Origin of the sequence: Cribrihabitans marinus, assembly GCF_900109035.1 — a bacterium.
GTDB lineage: Bacteria > Pseudomonadota > Alphaproteobacteria > Rhodobacterales > Rhodobacteraceae > Cribrihabitans > Cribrihabitans marinus.
Genome location: NZ_FNYD01000001.1, coordinates 15,747 through 31,686 on the forward strand (window position 1 = coordinate 15,747; position 15,940 = coordinate 31,686).

A 15,940-nucleotide genomic window follows, 5' to 3' on the forward strand; every position below is an offset into this window, starting at 1 on the left:
GCAGGATATCCCCTGCCCCGGTAATGCAGTTCCGTGACCGGGCGGTTACGCCTCGGCCGGGCTGTCCTCGGTGGCGGCGGGGGCGTCTGCCTCGGCCACGGCCTCCTCGGCGGGGGCCTCTTCCAGCGCGCCCAGGTCGACGCCGGCGGCGCCCAGCTGTGCCGACATGCCCTCGAGCGCCGCGCGCGAGGCCAGGTCGCAATAGAGCGAAATGGCGCGGGCCGCGTCGTCGTTGCCCGGAATGATGTATTCCACCCCGTCGGGCGAACAGTTGGTGTCGACAACGGCAACCACAGGAATGCCCAGCTTCTTGGCCTCGGCAATGGCCAGCGCCTCTTTCTTGACGTCGATCACAAAGAGGAGATCCGGCGTGCCGCCCATCTCGCGGATGCCGCCCAGCGACGCTTCCAGCTTCTGCTGGTCGCGCTCCATGCCCAGGCGTTCCTTCTTGGTCAGGCCCTCGGCGCCACCGGCCATCGCCTCGTCGATCTGCTTGAGGCGGTTGATCGACTGCGAAACGGTTTTCCAGTTGGTCAGCGTGCCGCCCAGCCAACGGTGGTTCATGTAATACTGCGCCGACTTCTCGGCGGCTTCGGCGATCGGCTGGCTGGCCTGGCGCTTGGTGCCCACGAACAGCACGCGGCCGCCCTTGGCCACGGTGTCGCGAATGACCTGCAGCGCCTGGTCCAGCATCGGGACGGTCTGGGTCAGGTCCATGATGTGGATGCCGTTGCGCTCGCCATAGATGAAGGGCGACATGCGCGGGTTCCAGCGCTGGGTCTGGTGGCCGAAGTGAACGCCGGCTTCGAGCAGCTGGCGCATGGTGAACTCGGGAAGAGCCATGCAGTTTTTCCTTTCCGGTTTACGCCTCGGCGGGGGTGTAAGCGCGAAGTTGCCTCCGAGCCAACCGGCGGTCTGTCGGGGATGTCTCCCCCGAACAGGCCAAACCCCGCCTGCGGGATGAATGGCGCGCGTATAGGCCAGCGGCGCAGGCAGCGCAACCCCTATTCCGGCCGCGCGGTCGCCGCCCGGTGGCCGCGGCGGACCTGGCTCTCCAGATGCGCGGCCACCGCCTTGCGGTCGGCGAAATCCGCGACCTTCACCGGCGGGTGATAGATCAGCAGGACCGATCCCTGGCGCCGCGCCGCCAGCGTCTTGAGCAGGTGCGGCGCGAACGCCATGTCGCCCCACCAGCCATAGAACCGCGCCGACTGGCCCTTCGGCGCGCGATAGACCACCGACACCGCCTGCACCTGCATGAAATCGCGCAATTCCTCCGAAAAGAAGGCGGCAAACAGCGTCGTCTTGAACGGCAGCACCCTGAGCCCGTCGGTCGATGTGCCCTCGGGAAAGAACAGCAGTTTGTGCCCGGCCTTCAGCCGATCCTCGAACAAGCGGGTCTGCGCGCGCGCCTGCCGGCGGTCACGTTCGATGAAGACCGTGCCGGTGGCGCGGGCCAGCAGGCCGATGCCGGGCCAGCGGGCGACCTCGGCCTTGGAGACGAAATAGACCCGTTTGCGCGCGTTCAGCGCGAAGATGTCCAGCCATGACGAATGATTGGCCACCACCGCACCGCGCGCTTTCATCAGCGTCCCGCGGGTGCGGTAGCCCATGCCCAGGATGCGAAACGCGTTGCGGCACACGAACTGGGTGATGAAAGGCGTCACCGGCCGGCGCAGGCCGAAAAGCGGCGCCTCGACCAGGCGCACTGCCATCAGCACGACCAGACACACCAGGATCAGCACGATCAGCGCCGCACCGCGCAGAACCACGCGGACCCAGCCACCCGGCCCGATCCTGAACGCGTCGGGCGCCTCGTCGCTGTCCCAGGTCGGCGTCATCGCGAATACAGCCGTTTCTGCCGGGCGTTCATCCGGGCGGTGTCCAGAACCAGGCAGACATCGGTGGTGTTGAACGCATGATCGACAAAGGCCCCCTCGCCCACATGGCCGCCCAGCCGCAGATAGGCCTTGATCAGCGCCGGCACCCGCAGCATCGCCGCGCGCCGGTCCAGCGCCTCGGGCGGCACAAGGTCCATGTCCTGAAAATGCCGCGCATGGGCCCGCACGCGCAGTTCCGGCGGGGCCAGATGCGCATGGTGCAGCAACGACAGCGGTTGCGCCAGCGCCTGCGGGTCGGTGCCGTGGAAACTGGCCACGCCGAACAGAATCTCGATGCCGTGCCGTTCCACATAATCGGCGAGGCCCGACCACAGGTGGAACATCGCCGTGCCGCCGCGATAGTCGGGATGCAGGCAGGACCGGCCCAGTTCCAGCAGCCGCCGGCCGCTTTTCCTGAGCACGCCCAGGTCGTACTCGTCCTCGGAATAGAACTGACCCAGCTCGGCGGCGCGCTCGCCCCGCAGCAGGCGATAGACGCCCACCACCTCGCCGCTCGCTGCATCGCACGCGATCATGTGGTCGAAGAACGGGTCGAACCGATCCCGTTCCAGACCGCGCGCGTGATCCACCATCGCGCCACCGCTGCCCAGTTCGCGCACGAACACGTCATAGCGCAACCGCTGGGCGGCGCGCAGCTCGTCCTCGGTCTCGGCGATCTTGACGATAAAGCTCTGGCCGTTGTCGGGCATGGGTTCCGGGCCGGTGGTGAAAGGGTCAGGGCGCTGATACCGCAGCCGTTGCGGACATGGCAACATGGCGCCGCGCCCAATCGCCGGCGTTAACCTTTCGTTTACTCATTTCCCGGATCAAGGACCGGCATCAGGGCAATTCGTGCGCCGTCGATCACCACTTTCCCCTGCTCGCGGAAATTCACGGTGATCTTGCCGCCGATATTGGACTGGACCTGGCCGGTACCCCACTCGGGACGGTCGGGATGGCGCACGAACATGCCCGGTGCAAGGATGGCATTCAGATCCGTCATGTGTGGCCCTCGCCCTGCGGGGCCGGTGGCGGCCCGCAAAGAGAGGTATCGCATGAGCGAACACAGCGTCAACCTGGCCGCCCTGATCGGCTCGCGCATCTGCCACGACCTGATCAGCCCGATCGGGGCCATCACCAACGGGTTGGAATTGCTGGACATGTCCGGCGCCCCGCGCAATCCCGAGATGGACCTGATCGCGGACAGCGTCGACAATGCCGGGCTGCGCATCCGGTTCTTCCGCATCGCCTATGGCATGGCGGGCGATCAGATGCTGGGCCGCGAAGAGGTGGCGGGTTTGCTCGCCGATCTCGGCCGCGAGGCGCGGGTCAAGGCGGACTGGCGCTCCGAGGGCGCGGTGCCGCGGAGCGAGGTGCGGCTGGCCCTCCTGGCGCTGCAATGCTGCGAGACGGCGCTGCCCCTGGGCGGGCGGGTTGAGATCGACCGCCGCGACGGGCGCTGGTTCGTTGCGGCCACCGGACCGAAACTGGCGCTGCACCCCGAGCTTTGGGACGGGCTGAGCGACCCCGCCCGACAAGCAGACGTGACCCCCGCGCAGGTCCAGTTCGCACTGCTGCCGGCGCTGGCCGCCGAGCAGGACCGGCGCGTACATGTCACCGCCGACGAGGCGGGCGTCGGCGTCGCGTTCTGACCCCCAGGCGCCGGGGCGGTCACCCCCGCACCGTCCCGTCGCCGGTCACGATATACTTGAAACTGGTCAGCTGCGCCGCGCCCACCGGTCCGCGCGCATGCAGCTTGCCCGTGGCGATGCCGATCTCGGCCCCCATCCCGAACTCGCCGCCATCGGCGAACTGGGTCGAGGCGTTGCGCATCAGGATGGCGCTGTCCAGCCGTTCGAAGAACCGGGCGGCGGCCGCGTCATCCTCGGTCAGGATACAGTCGGTATGGCCCGAGCCATGCGCGCGGATATGCGCGATCGCCGTGTCGATATCGTCCACGGGTCTGGCCGCGATGATGCTGTCCAGGTATTCGCGGCCCCAGTCGTCGCCACCGGCGGCCACCGTGCCGTCCAGCGCCAGCGCGCCCTCGGCCCGCACCTCGACCCCGGCCTCCAGAAGCGCTTGCACCAGATCCGCGCCCAGCGTCTCGGCCACGTCGCGATGCACCAGCAGGCATTCGGCCGCGCCGCAGATCCCGGTGCGCCGCGTCTTGGCGTTCAGAACCACGGCCAGCGCCTTGGCCGGATCGGCCGCCTTGTCGACATAGACATGCACGATGCCTTCGAGATGGGCAAAGACCGGCACCCGCGCCTCGCGCTGCACCAGGCCCACCAGCCCCTTGCCGCCGCGCGGCACGATCACGTCGATGCTGTCGGTCAGCGTCAGCATCTCCTGCACCGCCGCGCGGTCGCGCGTCGGCACAAGCTGGATCGCCGCCTCGGGCAGGTTCGCGGCCCGCAGACCCTCGACGAGGCAGGCATGGATCGCCTGTGAGGAATGGAAGCTCTCGGAGCCACCGCGCAGGATCACCGCGTTGCCAGATTTCAGGCACAGCGCGCCCGCATCCGCGGTCACGTTGGGGCGGCTTTCGTAGATCACGCCGATCACGCCCAGCGGCGTGCGCACCCGCTCGATATGCAGGCCCGAGGGCATATCCCAGGACGCCAGAACCTCGCCCACCGGATCGGCCTGTTCGGCCACGGCGCGCAGCCCGTCGACCATGCCGCGCACCCGGTCCTCGTCCAGCAGCAGGCGGTCCATCATCGCCGGGCTCAGCCCCTTGTCGCGGCCATACTCCAGATCCCTGGCATTGGCCGCGATGATCTCGGCCCGCCGGGCCCAGAGCGCATCGGCGGCGGCGATCAGAGCGGCATGCTTGCGCTCGGCGCTGGCAAAGGCCAGGTCCTGCGCCGCGGTCCTTGCCTGCCTGCCCAACTCGGCCATGACGGCGGGAATGTTGTCGAGATCCTTCATGGTCTGTGCCTTCTACGAATGGGGAGCGTCGCGGTCAAACTAGCAGCAAGACCCGTCACAACGCCATATCGTCGCGATGGATCAGCGCCGCACGGCCCGGATAACCCAGCGTCGGCTCGATCTCGGCCGAACGCCGGCCCTTGATCGCATCCGCCTCGTCGGATGTATAGCGGGTGAGGCCCTGCCCCAGCGGACGCGACTGCGCGTCGAGGATCGCCACCGGGTCGCCGCGCCCGAAGGCGCCGGAAACCCCGGTGACGCCGGCTGGCAGCAGGCTCTTGCCGTTGCACAGGGCCCGCGCCGCGCCCTCATCCACCGTCAGGCTGCCGCGCGGCTTCATCGCCGCGATCCAGCGCTTGCGCGCCGAGGCCGGATCCAGCGTCGCCGGAAACCAGGTTCCGTTGGCGCCATTTTCCAATGCCTGCAAGGGGTTGAGCGTCGATCCTTCGGTAATCGCCATGCTGCAGCCGCCGGCCGTGGCCAGTTGCGCCGCCATCAGCTTGGTCTTCATCCCGCCCTTGGACAGGCCCGATCCCGCATCCCCCGCCATCGCCACGATCTCGGGCGTGATCTCGTCGATCACCTCGAAGCGCGTGGCGTCGGGGTCGCTGGTGGGGTTGCCGGAATAGAACCCGTCGACATCCGACAGCAGGATCAACTGGTCGGCCCCCACGGTCACCGCGACCTGCGCCGCCAGCCGGTCATTATCGCCATAGCGGATCTCGTCGGTCGCGATGGTGTCGTTTTCGTTCACGATGGGCACGACGCCGAGGCTCAGCAGCGTTTCCATCGTGGCGCGGGAATTGAGGTAGCGCCGGCGGTCAGCGCTGTCCTCGAGCGTGACCAGAACCTGCGCGGTTGTGATGCCATGCGGCGCCAGCGCCTCTTCATAGGCGCGCGCCAGCCGGATTTGGCCCACTGCGGCGGCGGCCTGCGACTTCTCCAGCGGCAATGTCGTGGCGGGAAGGCCCAGGACCCCGCGCCCCAGCGCAATCGACCCCGACGAGACCAGGATCACGTCGCTGCCCCGCGCCTTGAGCCGGGCCACGTCCTCGGCCAGCGCGTGCAGCCAGTCGGCCCGGAGGCGGCCGCTGTTGCGATCCACCAGAAGCGCCGAGCCGATCTTGACGACCAGCCGCCGCGCCGCGCTCAGGGCTGCCACGGCTCTGCCTCGCGCGCGGGCCTGTGGCGCAACCGGTCGGCGTCGATCTGCGTGCGCAGGGCGCGCAGAACCTCGGTCACGCCCTGACCGGCCACGCCGGACATGGTCATGACCGGCGCGCCGCAAGCCGCCTCAAGTGCCGCTTGCGCCTCGGCCAGCCGGTCGGGATCCAGCGCGTCGATCTTGTTGAGGACGGTGACACGCGGCTTGTCGGCCAGGTGGCCGCCATAGGCCTCCAGCTCTCCGATAATGGTGCGATAATCCTCGCCCACGGTGTCCGAGGTGCCGTCCACCAGGTGCAACAGCACCGCGCAGCGTTCGACATGGCCCAGAAACCGGTCACCGATCCCCCTGCCCTCATGCGCGCCGGCGATCAGGCCGGGGATGTCGGCCACCACAAATTCCACGTTGTCCACGCCGACCACGCCCAGGTTGGGATGCAGCGTGGTGAAGGGATAATCGGCAATCTTGGGCCGCGCATTCGAGGTCGCCGCCAAGAAAGTGGACTTGCCCGCGTTGGGCAGGCCCAGCAGACCGACATCGGCGATCAGCTTCAGCCGCAGCCATATCGTGCGCTCGACCCCCTCCTGCCCAGGATTGGCGCGGCGCGGGGCCTGGTTGGTCGAGGACTTGAAATGCAGGTTGCCCCAGCCGCCATTGCCGCCGCGGGCCAGCTGCACGCGTTGGCCGACCTCGGTCATGTCGGCGATCACCGTCTCCTGGTCCTCGTCCAGGATCTCGGTGCCCACCGGCACCCGCAGCACGATGTCGTCCCCATCCTTGCCGGTGCGCTGCTGGCCGCGGCCCTGCTGGCCGCTTTTGGCAAAGAAATGCTGCTGATAGCGGAAGTCGATCAGCGTGTTCAGGCCCTCGACCGCCTCGGCCCAGACCGAACCGCCGGTGCCGCCGTCGCCGCCATCGGGTCCGCCGAACTCGATATACTTCTCGCGGCGGAAACTGATGCAGCCGTTCCCGCCGCCGCCCGAGCGGATATAGACCTTTGCGAGATCGAGAAATTTCATGACTGTTCCCTAGTGCAAAGGCCGCGGCGCGCCAAGTCAGAGTTTTCGGCTGTAGGTCCAGGTCGGCACGGTGGCGTTGCGCGCCAGAGAGAAGCTCTCGGCATCGCCCAGATATTCGAACCCGCAATGGGTCAGCACCCGCGCCGAGGCCGGGTTGTCCTGGAACACGCTGGCGAACATCGTCTGGTTGCCCAGCGGATTGGCCTCGACCAGCGCCGCGACGGCCATCGAGGCGATGCCCGAGTTCCAGAAGATCGGCGCCACCCAGTATCCGACCTCGGACTGGTTGCGGTCCATCCGCATCAGCGAGATCAGACCCATCAGCTCCGGCCCGCCATCCTTGAGCCCGTCGATGGCCCAGACATCCTCGTCCCGGTCCGGCGACATGGCGCGGGTCACGAAGGCTTCGGTCATGCCGGGCGGCACCGGATGCGGGATCGAAGTGGTCATGCGCGCGACACGCTCGTCGCCGGCGTAATGCTCGATCAGTCCCATGTCGGACTTGCGCAGCGGGCGCAGGTCGAACCGGTCCGCCGCAACGACGGGCTGGTTGATGATGGTGTCCAATTTCATCTGCGTGCTCCTCCTCCGAACACGGCGATCCCGGATGGGCGACGGCGCGTCGCCCGGTCCCGCTCCGCAAAGATATTTACCGCCTCGGCCCGGTGCAATGTCGCGCCCCGGTCAAACCCGCCGAAGGGATGAAAAACCGCCTCCTAAACCCCCGATTTCCCGACAATACCAGCCCGTGGGTCAGGATTGTTCCCGCCGCGGTCAACTTGCCGTGAAACGAGAAAGGGGACCGGCACTTCGCCGGTCCCCCTGAATGTCCATTCGTCCGGGTCGCGGCTTACTCTGCGGCCTCTGCCGCCGGCAGTACCGAAATGAAGGTTCGGCCCTTGAGACCCTTGTGGAAGGTCACGGCGCCGTCGGCGGTCGCAAAGATCGTGTGATCCTTGCCCATGCCCACGCCTTGACCCGGCCAGAACTTGGTGCCGCGCTGGCGCACGATGATGTTGCCCGCGATGGCGGCCTGGCCGCCATAGAGTTTCACGCCAAGGCGACGACCCGCGGAGTCGCGGCCGTTGCGGGAGGAACCGCCAGCTTTCTTATGTGCCATTCTCTCTCTCCTTAGCCTTTGGCCAGTTCTTTGGCCTGGTCGATCCAGCCTTCACGCTCGATCCGGCCCTTGAACGACAGTTTCTCGTCCATATCAGCCACATCCGCATCCGTCCATGCCGCGATCTGGGCAAAGGTGGTGATACCGGCGTCATGCAGCTTCTTCTCGAGCGCCGGGCCGACGCCCGACAGCTTCTTGAGGTCGTCGCCACCGGCGGCCGGGGCCGCGGCGGGCTTGGCCTTGGTCGCGGCCTTCTTGGCCGGTGCCTTATTGGGCGCAGCCGCTTCGACGGTGGAGCCCGAAACCGAGCCAGCACCGATCGCGGCCTTCACGCCCGACTTGTCCGCGCCCGAGGGCAGGATGTCGGTGATCTTGACCAGCGTCAGCTTCTGCCGGTGTCCGACGGTGCGCTTGGAGCTGTGCTTGCGGCGGCGCTTGACGAACTTGATGACCTTGTCACCCTTGATCTGGTCCAGGATCTCGGCCTGGACGCCCGCGCCCTTCACGAAGGGGGCGCCGACCGACGGCTTGTCGCCACCCAGCATCAGGATGTCGTTGAATTGAACCGTTTCGCCGGCGTCAGCTGCCAGTTTCTCGACGCGCAGAATATCGCCCGCCTGAACCTTGTACTGCTTGCCGCCGGTCTTGAGGACCGCAAACATGCGTCATTCCTTTTCTCTGCCGCGTTCTGTGGTCCCCGCCATGCGGGCGTTTCGGCCTTGGCCACCGTCGAACAGCGCGCCCCGTCCGGGGCGAATTGATAACGAAACCCAGCAGGGAAACCCGGCCGGAATGCGGGCTTATCAGAGGATTTCGTGCCGATGTCAACCGCCGTTTCCGGACATTTCCTTGCAATCGTCACCGGCGGACCGGCGGGCGCCTAGAGTTCGCTTGCCCCCATCGCACGGGCGACCGCCTGACCCAGGTCATAGGAGATGCGGTCATAGAGCCGATCGAACCCCTCGAACAGCGCCGCGTTCAGCGCCTGACCGGCGGGGCTGGCCGAGAACGCGATGTTCTCGCGCATCTCCGCCTCGCTCAGCGGCTGATAGGCCAGCGACAGGAAGCCATAGAGCCAATCCTCGGTCTCGGCCCGGGTCTCGTCGCGGCGCGAGAACAGATCGGACAGCATCATCCGGTCGTCGCGCCGGCCCTGACGCCCGTCCGCCAACCCCCGGTAGAAGCTGTAATCTGAACTGATCGCCCCCTCGACATTGCGTTCGATCAACTGGTTGGTGCGGATGTATTCCCCGATCAGCGCAATCCGGGGATCATCGCGCCCCGCCGCCTCGACCCTGTCGCGCATCGTCTCCTCGACCTCGGGATCGGAAAAAGCGCGCCGGGCCGAGTTTTCGAGCGACAGGATGGTCTGGCCAAGCTCGCCGGCGAAGAATTGCGCGGTCTGGTCGATCTGCGCCTCGGTCATCGTGTCGGCCAGCGCGCCGCGCATGGTCTCGACCATCGGCCCGGTGGCATAGATCTGCTCGACCCGCTGGCGGAAGAACGCCCCGCCCTCGCCGCCCAGCATGTCGGCATCCAGCGACTCGCCATAGGCCAGCCCTTCGTCATGCAGGATCTCGGCCACCTCCTGCAGGCGCAGCACCTCGGCCAGCTCGGCCGCCGCCTCGCGTGCCGGAACCGGACCGGCCGACAGGAGCGCGACCCCCGCCGCCGCGATCAACGACCGCAGCATCACAGCTCCTGCGCGGGATGAAGATCGGCCATCCGCGCCGCCAGGACCTCGAACCGGTTGGCCATGATCTCGTATTGCACCGCGTTCAGAAGCTCGTAAACCTCCTGCATCGGTGGCTGCTCCAGCGCCTCGGTATAGGCCGCGACCTCGGCATCCGTGAAATCCTGATAGGTATAGGCAGCCCCCGCCAGCGCCGACATCTGCAGCGCGCTGCGCATGGCACCCTCGTTGGCCTGCATCATCGCGCGCATCTCTTCGGGGCCAACCTTGAGCTCGATCACCCCAGCAGCGCTGGCGGCCATCAGGAAGCGCAGCTGGATCTCCTGCAGGGCGCGCAGCGAGGTGCCCGAGGCGTCGATCGCCGCGTTCATCCGCTTGAGCGTCTCCACACGGTCCGACCCGTCACGCACCAGCTCGGCGACGATCGCCTTGCCCTCTTCCTGCTTGGCGGCGTCGTCTTCGATCATGTGCGAGGCGTTCTCGGCCTCGACCAGCCGCTGGCCCAGGTCGCTGGCATAGAATTCCACCGCATGGTTCAGCGCCTCGTCGCTCAGCGTCTGTTCCAGGATATCCAGCGCGATGCCGCGCATCACCTCGGTGTCGAACACGTCGTCCACCGTCCGGGTCCAGGATTGCCCGAAGGCTCCGGGGTCGATGCCCAGCATCTCGGGCGCCGAGGAGGAGGCGAAGGCGATGCTGTCGAGCGCCACATCGAAACCGGTGGTGGCAAGGAATGCCTCGATCCTCTCGCGCTCGGCCGCCTGGGCGCGCGGGGCCAGCGGCAGGCCGATGGCCAGGGCCATCATGAGAACGGCGAAAATCGGGGCGGCGGCGATCTGTCGAAACTGCGTCATGATACGAATCCTAAGTGTTTTGACCGCATGGGCAATGGAAAATCCTGCAGGCGGGAAAATCGGGAATTTTATGCTTGCACCACGTTTCGTTCCTGACTACATCCCGCCCCCACAGACCCCCGCGGAGAGGTGCCGGAGTGGTCGAACGGGGCGGTCTCGAAAACCGTTGACCCTTCACGGGGTCCCAGGGTTCGAATCCCTGTCTCTCCGCCATGACTGTTCAGCAACAATCTGTTTTTATTGAATAATCGAGTATACGGGGAAGCTGCGTCCCCCATTTTGTCCCCCAGATTGACAGCGCTTGCCCTTGAGCGTTTCGATACCTCTCAGTTCTTTGTGCCCGGCCTAGCCCTGCGTTGTCGCCCAGCAGTATTTCAGCGGTAAACGCGAAAGTGTTACTTGTAGAAGCATATGGATCTGGAATTGATCTGCCACGGCAGCGAAAAAACCAATCTCCGCACCAAAAGCGCCGCTTCCCTGACACCTCGGGCCTTCACCCGCTCAAGCAAGAACCGATTGGGGCGAAAAACTCGGCATTGACACGGCGCTGTCGGGGAACCTGTTTGGCAACATTGCTAACAGTAGCCATGGGAAAATTGCGGATAGCTTCAGCATGAGCAAACGTTGACTGGCACCCCCGAGTTAGGCGGCAGCCGCACCGAACTCCTTCAGTGCGCACGCGGCAGTCATTATAGACCTCACCACGCGGCTCTGAACATAGGTTCGTCGAGGCAAGATCCTTTTCGTCTCATCCGCCCCGTTTGATCCAAGCTCGCTCAATACCACACCATTGCCGCCCATCCGGCCCATGCCTTTCCCAGGCACTCAATTCGCGCCAATTTTCCAGCGACACGACTCGGCCTGTCCAAGTGAGCGGGCGACCTGCGTGAGACACACAATACTGTGCATCACCATCTTTGGGATTTCGCTCCAGAGGCGGGACAGCACATATGTGTTCGGAAGTATGAAGGGCCTTGGATCGGCAAAGTGCCGCGATACTCGTGGCTTGGACAATGACAGCGGCTGTCGCACGCCTGCCACCGGAACCCGCCGTCGTGCTCGTCTCTCCTTCGGACAAAACTGACGTAACTGACGAAACACTCTTCGAATGAAGATTTGTCGGTTGTGTCAGTTGTGTCCCGGCCTGTTGCGCCTGCCTTGCCGCTGACAGCCAGCGTGTCATGGCTGGTTCTCATGCACCGCCGGGTTCACGGTATAGTGGCGCTGGGGCCTGCCGCCCTGCGGGGACGGAGGGGCGATCACTTGGCGGATGCACTCGCCATCCTCGAGCGCAGCAAGAGCCGGGTCCAGCACTTCCTTGTTTCCTAACTCCGGACGATTTAGCCGCATTACCTGCCGCGTGCTGAACGTGTGCCAGCCTTGTTCTCGAAGAATGCTCACCAATCGCCGTGCGGCCCTGTCGATCTTCGGTGTTGCGGCTTCAGAATAGGCGCGTTGGGCCATCGGCAGGATGTATGCTTCGACCAGATGTGCGCCGCGACCAAACTCCGAGGCAGTGATCCGTGCAGGTTCATCCGCCTCGCCTGCCGCGAAGTCGAGGTAGCCCAGCACCAAAGAAAGCCGCACTGCCAACCCCGGCAGCTTCCCGATGAAAGACAGCATTAATCCCTCCGAATCCGCTTCCCATCCTCGCACTGCCTGGCGAAACTCTTCCAACAGGTCACAAGCGTCGTCTGCGAAAGGCAGAACCAAAGGACGGGATTCGTCATGCTCATCTGTCACAAGATCGAGCGACAAGAGGCGCTCAACCGCCTGATCGATCAGTGCCTCATCCGCCCAGGCTCTCGGGCGTCGCAACGGAGCTGGTTCAGGCCAGATCGGTATGAATCGCGCCAGCAGTCCATCATCGTCTGATTTGAACAACAGGCTCTTCAATCGATCCGGCTGGATCCCGCCAACAGCACCGATTGTCAGGCGGTCAATGGTCAGGGGTGGTCGTCCCATGCGCTCAACTGAAAAACCACGTCCGCCATAGGCCTCAAGCCAGAAAGGACGGTCACTGCCGCTAGAATACCGCGCCATATTCTCGAGCCATCCAGCCAGTTCATCGCGCACTTGCAAAATCCCGCGCGGCTGGCGCGCCAGTATTTCCGTAAGCCTTTCGATCGTGGCGTCGCTCACCGCTAGCCGGGGAATATGCGGGGCGGGGCCGATGTCGCAGCCCTTTGGTCTCTCTGGCGGCGTTTCACCCGCCTTGATTGCCGCTTTCGCAGCTTCCTTCCAAGTAGATTCCATCAGCTTGGCCACTTCGGCTTTTTCGGTCCACTCCGCCATCGAGGTTTCGGCTTCTCCGCGGCGCGCGCGTTCAGCCTTGCGCAAAGGAGACAATACAGCGTCCAAGGCAGGGCTCTTGCCAGAGCTCGGCAAGCCAATAAGAGCGACCCACATGATGGGTGGTTCCTGCCAGCCGCTCCACGGAGAAACCCATCGGGAGTTGCCAATGATCGATCCAGCGACCGCCAGCAACGCCGAAAATATGTAATCGGCAGGCGCCCCCTTGGCTTCTGCGGCTTGCTCCACCCAATGTGCTAATCGAGGATTCAGGACGTCGCGCAATGGCAACTCGGGGGCTGGCGGCAGTTCGAGGCGCAAAAAGCGCGGATTCGGTTCCGGCCAGTCCGGTGCGAAGTGAGTTGGCTGGGGCGCGGTCATGTCAGTTCCCCTTTCATGTTCAGGATGTCGTTCCAATCGCGCCCTTCCGGCGCGGGTAGCAGCGACACGGCCCAACCAGCGCCGTGCGCCCGTTCGGCCAGCGCGTGCGCAGCTTCCAGGCCTGCAGTGTCGCCGTCCGGCGCGATGATCAGGCGGCCCGTCTCAAGCGGCAGGCGCAATCCGCGCAATCCGGATGTGGACAGCGCCGCCCAAATGGCTGCAGGAACTCGCAGCAAACCGCAGGCGAGAGACAGGGCGGTTTCTATCCCCTCTGCTACAGCCAGCACGCTGGGGCCTTCTGTGAGCCTGACAGCGCCTCCAGCGCAGCGCCCAAGCATCGCCTTGGCCGGTTCGAGATCCGCCTTGCCGGAGCCATCGGCGCGAAGGTAGGTGCGATGCACCGCGAATCCGTCGCCGTCTTCCACCTTGGCGACAAGCGCGGGATGCCGTGACGCAGTCGGCCCGTGCCAACATGCAGGATGAAAGCGCAGTGTTTCCGGCAACGGGCAGATGATTCCGCGCCTGTGCAGATAGGCTTCTGCCACCGTACCCACAATGAGCCCAGATTCCTGCCAACAGCGTCTGGCCTGCTTTGCTCGCCTGGCGGCTCCCGCACGCCTTTCCGCCTTGCGCCGCCTGCATTCCTCGGTGTCGGGTGGACAATAATCACCGGGCGCGATGTGCGCCGCGGCCAGAATGTCCAGGAAACTGCATCCAGCCCGTTTGCAATGGGCCAGAAGCCGACCGTCGTCGCCATCGGAGATCGTCAGGGCATTCTGATCATTGCGCCGCTCGGGTTGGCAGCTTGGGCAGGGCGCGGTGCCATAGCTGCCAAACCAGCGCCCGCCGAGCGAATGGGAAAATTCACAAGCTGTCATTGATCAAGTCTCCCGCTGAATTTTTCGAGATCGGCATGTGCTGGAGGACAAAGCCATGCACGAGGGTTTGGCGGTTCATCGCGATCGCCAATGAACAACGCCGCGCCGAGCCGGCTTGTCTAATGCTCGGCACAGTATTTGTGTGGTTCACGGCTCGATGTCGTCTTGAGAGCGCGAGTCCAGCCATTCGCTGACGTCGCTTTCCCTCCACCCGACGGCGCGAGCGCCAATCTTGATGGGCTGCGGGAAGTCGCCGTCCGCGATCATTTTGTAGATCGTGCTACGCGACAACCCGATGATGAGTTCAATGTCGCGGCGGCGAAGAATTTTCAAATTGCTGAGTTCTGTCATTGCCTTCGGCCCCTTGTGCTGACAGGTCAGGGGCGAATGCAAACAAGCGCAAAGCTGTCGGCTCCATCGCCCCATTCCTGGGGTGGTGAAAAAGCCTCGAGCATCTTGCGCGAGCGGTGCCGGATCTATCCGGCCTAATTGGACTCTTACCGGAAGATATGAGGACCTACAAGAAAAATATCAACATTTAGTCATCGAAGCCGGAAACCGACCCAAATGTAGATCAGGTCTTGGGCCTCCTCGTGCTATGGAGAGCGGTACAGAATGTGGCTTGGAGGCGGCGGGCCTATTGTCTCATTGCCTGAGAACCAGCACGTTGTTCCAGGTTTGAGCTTTCAGATATAGGAGGCAAAACTCGCAAAGAAGCGAGGACAGAGACGATCGGTGGCAATCTGAAGTCCGAAGTAGACGCGATACGAATGCCATGGCCTACAACCTGGCCACCTTCCTGCGCTGCATCGAACTGCCCGAGGCCATGGCCGACTTGTCGCTGACCAGCCTGCAACTCAAGCTGATCAAGTTCGGCGCCCGTGTCGTGCGTCACGCCCGCACCATCACCTTCCAGTTGGCCGAGGTGGCCGTCACCGGCCCGATGGTACGCGCCATCCTCGCTGCCATCCGCCGATCGCGAGCGCCACCGTCATGCGCATGACTGCAATCTGGACCGAAACCGAACGAAACCGGCTCGACAGGTCTGCCCGCTGCGCTGAAAAACATCACCGTCGAGCCAGAACACGGCGGCTTCGCGGTCTGATCCGCTCTGTTCCAGCAGCCGGCCCGGCCGCAGGCGCCGCTCAGAACGGAAAAGGCTTGTCCAGCAGGCAAAATTCGGCGACTTTTACGTCAGCCAGCATGCCACTTGGGGAATGTAGGTTATGATCCCCCTAGGCTCCCAGCAATTTTTCTGCTGCCTCAAGCAGAAAGGCAGTTCTTTCTGATCTGCGACTGATGAATGACCTGTTGATGCCCCTTCAAGTTGGCAATCTGATCTGCAACATTTCCTCCAGAGAGTGTGGAAACCGGCAAACCTAGGAAGATGACCCCGGCAGTATCATTTGCGCGAGCTTTGTTCTGTTGCTCTGCGGCTCTGGTGTAGGCCGCGTCCAAGCGGCGACCTTCCGCGTTGAGCTGACTGCAGGACCATCCATGATAAGTTGAGGGTGACACATAAGCAGCGGAGACAGCTTCTGGCTTTTGAGCGCACGCCGCAATAGGAACAAGTAGCCCCAAAACAACAACAAGCTTCTTCATATTGACCTCTTTGACCGTCGGCGGATAATTGCCGATGCCGAATTGAAATTTACTTCGCTAGGGTGTTCAACGGGTCAATTAGTCTTCCGGAACGGGTGTTGCTGTTTTGCACGGGATGCGAC

Annotated in this window: 17 protein-coding genes, 1 tRNA gene and 1 pseudogene; 3 read left to right on the top strand and 16 right to left on the bottom strand. The window is 64.5% G+C overall.

Translation table 11 applies throughout. The annotated features are described in order from the left end of the window. Positions 1–45: 45 nt before the first annotated feature. The 4 genes from rpsB to BMX57_RS00100 form a co-directional block, all read right to left on the bottom strand. Positions 46–843, bottom strand: coding sequence for a 30S ribosomal protein S2 (gene rpsB / locus BMX57_RS00085; RefSeq protein WP_092361306.1), 798 nt, complete (start codon positions 841–843; stop codon positions 46–48). A 161-nt stretch (positions 844–1,004) separates the two neighbouring features. Further along, complete coding sequence (olsA, locus tag BMX57_RS00090; RefSeq protein ID WP_092361308.1) at positions 1,005–1,841, bottom strand: lyso-ornithine lipid O-acyltransferase; 837 nt, start codon at positions 1,839–1,841, stop codon at positions 1,005–1,007. Then, complete coding sequence (gene olsB / locus BMX57_RS00095; RefSeq protein ID WP_092361310.1) at positions 1,838–2,590, bottom strand: L-ornithine N(alpha)-acyltransferase; 753 nt, start codon at positions 2,588–2,590, stop codon at positions 1,838–1,840. Before olsB ends, olsA begins: the two co-directional genes overlap by 4 nt. 101 nt (positions 2,591–2,691) lie before the next feature. Next, positions 2,692–2,883 (bottom strand): DUF3553 domain-containing protein, encoded by a 192-nt coding sequence (locus BMX57_RS00100; protein ID WP_092361312.1) that lies wholly within the window; start codon positions 2,881–2,883, stop codon positions 2,692–2,694. Positions 2,884–2,935: 52 nt separating this feature from the next. Between BMX57_RS00100 and BMX57_RS00105 the strand changes: the two genes are divergently transcribed. After that, a complete protein-coding gene (locus BMX57_RS00105) occupies positions 2,936–3,532 on the top strand; it encodes a histidine phosphotransferase family protein (RefSeq protein ID WP_092361314.1) in 597 nt (198 codons plus the stop codon). Positions 3,533–3,551: 19 nt separating this feature from the next. Here the strand turns inward: BMX57_RS00105 and BMX57_RS00110 are convergent, their stop codons facing one another. From BMX57_RS00110 to BMX57_RS00145, 8 genes are all read right to left on the bottom strand, one after another. Beyond that, the gene (locus BMX57_RS00110) at positions 3,552–4,814 is read right to left on the bottom strand and encodes a glutamate-5-semialdehyde dehydrogenase (RefSeq protein ID WP_092361316.1); all 1,263 of its coding nucleotides are present in this window, start codon (positions 4,812–4,814) and stop codon (positions 3,552–3,554) included. Between the two features lie 55 nt (positions 4,815–4,869). After that, positions 4,870–5,976 (bottom strand): glutamate 5-kinase, encoded by a 1,107-nt coding sequence (gene proB, locus BMX57_RS00115; protein ID WP_092361318.1) that lies wholly within the window; start codon positions 5,974–5,976, stop codon positions 4,870–4,872. Then, positions 5,964–6,998: a GTPase ObgE gene (obgE, locus tag BMX57_RS00120; RefSeq protein WP_092361320.1), complete on the bottom strand. Its 1,035-nt coding sequence runs from the start codon at positions 6,996–6,998 to the stop codon at positions 5,964–5,966. The genes proB and obgE overlap by 13 nt, the downstream gene beginning before the upstream one ends. A 36-nt stretch (positions 6,999–7,034) precedes the next feature. Beyond that, positions 7,035–7,571 carry a GNAT family N-acetyltransferase gene (locus tag BMX57_RS00125; RefSeq protein WP_092361323.1) on the bottom strand — a complete coding sequence of 179 codons (537 nt, stop codon included), beginning with the start codon at positions 7,569–7,571 and terminating at the stop codon, positions 7,035–7,037. 277 nt (positions 7,572–7,848) lie between these two features. Continuing rightward, complete coding sequence (rpmA, locus tag BMX57_RS00130) at positions 7,849–8,118, bottom strand: 50S ribosomal protein L27 (protein WP_092361325.1); 270 nt, start codon at positions 8,116–8,118, stop codon at positions 7,849–7,851. An 11-nt stretch (positions 8,119–8,129) separates the two neighbouring features. Next, positions 8,130–8,780, bottom strand: coding sequence for a 50S ribosomal protein L21 (locus tag BMX57_RS00135; protein ID WP_092361327.1), 651 nt, complete (start codon positions 8,778–8,780; stop codon positions 8,130–8,132). Between the two features lie 218 nt (positions 8,781–8,998). Continuing rightward, complete coding sequence (locus BMX57_RS00140; protein WP_092361329.1) at positions 8,999–9,811, bottom strand: DUF2059 domain-containing protein; 813 nt, start codon at positions 9,809–9,811, stop codon at positions 8,999–9,001. Then, positions 9,811–10,665 carry a DUF2059 domain-containing protein gene (locus BMX57_RS00145; protein ID WP_092361331.1) on the bottom strand — a complete coding sequence of 285 codons (855 nt, stop codon included), beginning with the start codon at positions 10,663–10,665 and terminating at the stop codon, positions 9,811–9,813. Before BMX57_RS00145 ends, BMX57_RS00140 begins: the two co-directional genes overlap by 1 nt. A gap of 123 nt (positions 10,666–10,788) precedes the next feature. Between BMX57_RS00145 and BMX57_RS00150 the strand changes: the two genes are divergently transcribed. Further along, positions 10,789–10,878: transfer RNA gene (locus BMX57_RS00150), tRNA-Ser, on the top strand. Between the two features lie 966 nt (positions 10,879–11,844). Here BMX57_RS00150 and BMX57_RS00155 read toward each other — a convergent pair. The 3 genes from BMX57_RS00155 to BMX57_RS00165 form a co-directional block, all read right to left on the bottom strand. Further along, positions 11,845–13,338, bottom strand: a complete 1,494-nt coding sequence (locus tag BMX57_RS00155; protein WP_092361333.1) for a DUF3987 domain-containing protein — start codon at positions 13,336–13,338, stop codon at positions 11,845–11,847. Continuing rightward, positions 13,335–14,216, bottom strand: a complete 882-nt coding sequence (locus BMX57_RS00160; protein WP_092361335.1) for a DUF7146 domain-containing protein — start codon at positions 14,214–14,216, stop codon at positions 13,335–13,337. The genes BMX57_RS00155 and BMX57_RS00160 overlap by 4 nt, the downstream gene beginning before the upstream one ends. A 147-nt stretch (positions 14,217–14,363) precedes the next feature. Beyond that, the gene (locus BMX57_RS00165) at positions 14,364–14,567 is read right to left on the bottom strand and encodes a helix-turn-helix transcriptional regulator (RefSeq protein ID WP_092361337.1); all 204 of its coding nucleotides are present in this window, start codon (positions 14,565–14,567) and stop codon (positions 14,364–14,366) included. Between the two features lie 421 nt (positions 14,568–14,988). Here BMX57_RS00165 and BMX57_RS00170 point away from each other — a divergent pair. Next, positions 14,989–15,219, top strand: a pseudogene (locus tag BMX57_RS00170) (transposase); the annotation flags it as partial. A 260-nt stretch (positions 15,220–15,479) separates the two neighbouring features. Here the strand turns inward: BMX57_RS00170 and BMX57_RS00175 are convergent. Further along, positions 15,480–15,818 (bottom strand): hypothetical protein, encoded by a 339-nt coding sequence (locus BMX57_RS00175; protein ID WP_092361339.1) that lies wholly within the window; start codon positions 15,816–15,818, stop codon positions 15,480–15,482. Positions 15,819–15,940: the final 122 nt, after the last annotated feature.